We start from the raw sequence: 2,273 nt of genomic DNA on the forward strand, positions 1-2,273 counted from the left end.
ACGGTGTCCAGGGTGTACTGCCCCATGGCGGGGGCGCCGCCCCCCTGTCCGGGCTTGATGGCGAACCAGTAGACTCCCAGGCCGGCAACGGCCAGAATGGCGATCCGCCGGAGCCACTTCTTCTGCTTTTTGGGCAGCTTGAGGGCGGGGAGCCTGCGCTCCTTCTTCCTCTGGGTCGCCTCCTGAATGGGTGCTTGTGTCGTTTCCATGGCAATTCTCCTTATTTCCTGTTTTTAGAACCAATATTCGCGGCCGGGGGCGCGCCCCCTCTTATGTACTCGGTTTCCCGGTTCTTATCCGTGGGGCTATTGTAGCGGATAAACCTTACATTTCTCAAAAGAAAAGTTAAAAATTTCATTAAAATTTTCCGGCCCCTCCTGGGGAAGGATTTTCCCCTCTCCGCCGCCTACATTACACCTTCCATCAGGGGGAAAGTCAAGGGGGAAATTCCATATTTTTTTGCCGGCTCAGCCTTCCCCCTGGTGTACCTCCGCCGTCCAGCCATTATAATTCTTAATAATTCGGAAATCAATATATAAATCATTAAATTTAAGAAATCTGTGAGAATTATTTTTGGATATCTTAGAATATAAGAAAGGAGGGCGGCCGTATGACAGAATTTGGACAGGCACTGCGCCTCGCGCGGGAGCGCCGGGAGCTGACGCAGACCCAGGTGATGGCGCTGACAGGCATCAACAACAAGACCCTCTCCGGCTATGAGAACGGCGTCGCGGAGCCGGATTTGCAGACGCTGGCCACGCTGCTGCGGCTGTACCAGGGGTCGGCCGACCAGCTGCTGGGGCTGAACGGCGGAGCGCTCCCGCCGGAGGAGGAGCGCCTGCTGGCCCTGTACCGCCAGCTGCCCGCCGCTCAGCGCCAGGAGCTGATCCTGCTGCTGAGCACCCTGCTGGCCCACCGCGGGGGAAAAAAGATTTGAAAAAGTATTTGCTATTTTCTCCTTTCTGCTTTATGATAATCTAAATATTTCGCTCTGCCGGAAAGGAGCATCCGACACCCATGAATGAGCTTCTGCGCCTTATGATCGACTCGTTCCCTAAAATCCTTATCCCCGGGCTGACCATGACCCTCCCGCTGACGGCCATCGCCTTCTCCTGCGCCATGGTTATCGCCGTGGCCGCCGCCCTGGTCCAGTTCGCCAACGTATGGGGGCTCAAGCATCTGGCCCGGTTCTACATCTGGATCTTCCGGGGCACCCCCCTGCTGGTCCAGCTGTACGTCATATTTTTCGGCCTGCCCAGGGTGGGAATCACCATCGAGCCCTTCCCCGCGGCGGTGCTGGTCTTCTCGCTGAACGAGGGGGCCTACTGCGCCGAGACTGTCCGGGCCGCCCTGGAGTCGGTGCCCCCGGGGCAGCTGGAAGCCGGACTGTGCGCCGGCATGTCCTATCTCCAGACCATGGGGCGGATCATCCTCCCCCAGGCCATGCGCACCGCCTTCCCGCCCCTGTCCAACTCCCTGATCGCCATGGTAAAGGACACCTCCCTGGCTTCAAACATCCTGGTCACGGAGATGTTCATGGCGACCCAGCGCATCGTGGCCCGCACCTGGGAGCCTTTGGCGCTTTACATAGAGGTGGGGCTGGTCTATCTGCTGTTCTCCACCGTGCTGACCCGGCTCCAGGCCATCGGGGAGAAGCGGCTGAACGCCTATCAGAATTAGGAGGTGCCGAACATGCTGGAAGTACGCGGCATAAAAAAATCCTTCGGCACTTTAGAAGTGCTGAAGGGAGTAGACCTCCAGGTGGAGCAGGGGGACGTGGTGGCCATTCTGGGGCCCAGCGGCTCCGGCAAGACCACCCTTCTGCGGTGCGTCAATTTTCTGGAGCCGGCCGACGGGGGGGCGCTGATCTTCGACGGGGAGCAGTTCGCGCTGGACCGCATCTCCAGGCGCGACGCCGCCCGGCTGCGGAAAAAGACCGCCTTTGTCTTTCAGAATTACAACCTCTTCCTCAACAAAACCGCCCTGGAAAACGTGACCGAGGGGCTGATCACGGCCCGGAGGGCACCCAAGGCCCAGGCGGAAAAAATTGGGCTCCAGGCCCTGGAGAAGGTGGGGCTGGTCGGCCGGCGGGACGCCTACCCCAGCCAGCTGTCCGGCGGCCAGCAGCAGCGGGTGGCCATCGCCCGGGCCATCGCCGTCCAGCCGGAGATCATCTATTTCGACGAGCCCACCTCCGCCCTGGACCCGGAGCTGACCGGTGAGGTGCTGGCCGTTATGCGCCAGCTGGCCGGCGAGGGGATGACCATGCTGGT

4 protein-coding genes are annotated in these 2,273 nt (G+C 60.1%); 3 read left to right on the forward strand and 1 reads right to left on the reverse strand.

The features are described from left to right. Nucleotides 1-209, reverse strand: a 209-nt coding sequence (locus ACTO5E_RS10840; protein WP_482303568.1) for a hypothetical protein, incomplete at its 3' end; no start/stop codon positions are given. 401 nt (nt 210-610) lie between these two features. Here ACTO5E_RS10840 and ACTO5E_RS10845 point away from each other — a divergent pair. From ACTO5E_RS10845 to ACTO5E_RS10855, 3 genes are all read left to right on the forward strand, one after another. Further along, nucleotides 611-937 (forward strand): helix-turn-helix domain-containing protein, encoded by a 327-nt coding sequence (locus ACTO5E_RS10845; RefSeq protein ID WP_482303569.1) that lies wholly within the window; start codon nt 611-613, stop codon nt 935-937. Nucleotides 938-1,017: 80 nt separating this feature from the next. Beyond that, a complete protein-coding gene (locus ACTO5E_RS10850) occupies nt 1,018-1,680 on the forward strand; it encodes an amino acid ABC transporter permease (RefSeq protein WP_482303571.1) in 663 nt (220 codons plus the stop codon). A 12-nt stretch (nt 1,681-1,692) separates the two neighbouring features. Continuing rightward, a partial coding sequence (locus ACTO5E_RS10855; RefSeq protein WP_482303573.1) for an amino acid ABC transporter ATP-binding protein occupies nt 1,693-2,273 on the forward strand: 581 nt, incomplete at its 3' end.

It is taken from the genome of Acutalibacter sp., assembly GCF_056800975.1.

What these genes read in the sequence shown, in the direction of transcription:
- ACTO5E_RS10850 (WP_482303571.1), top strand. Translation starts at nt 1,018, where the DNA reads ATGAATGAGCTTCTGCGCCTTATGATCGACTCGTTCCCTAAAATCCTT.
- ACTO5E_RS10845 (WP_482303569.1), top strand. Translation starts at nt 611, where the DNA reads ATGACAGAATTTGGACAGGCACTGCGCCTCGCGCGGGAGCGCCGGGAG.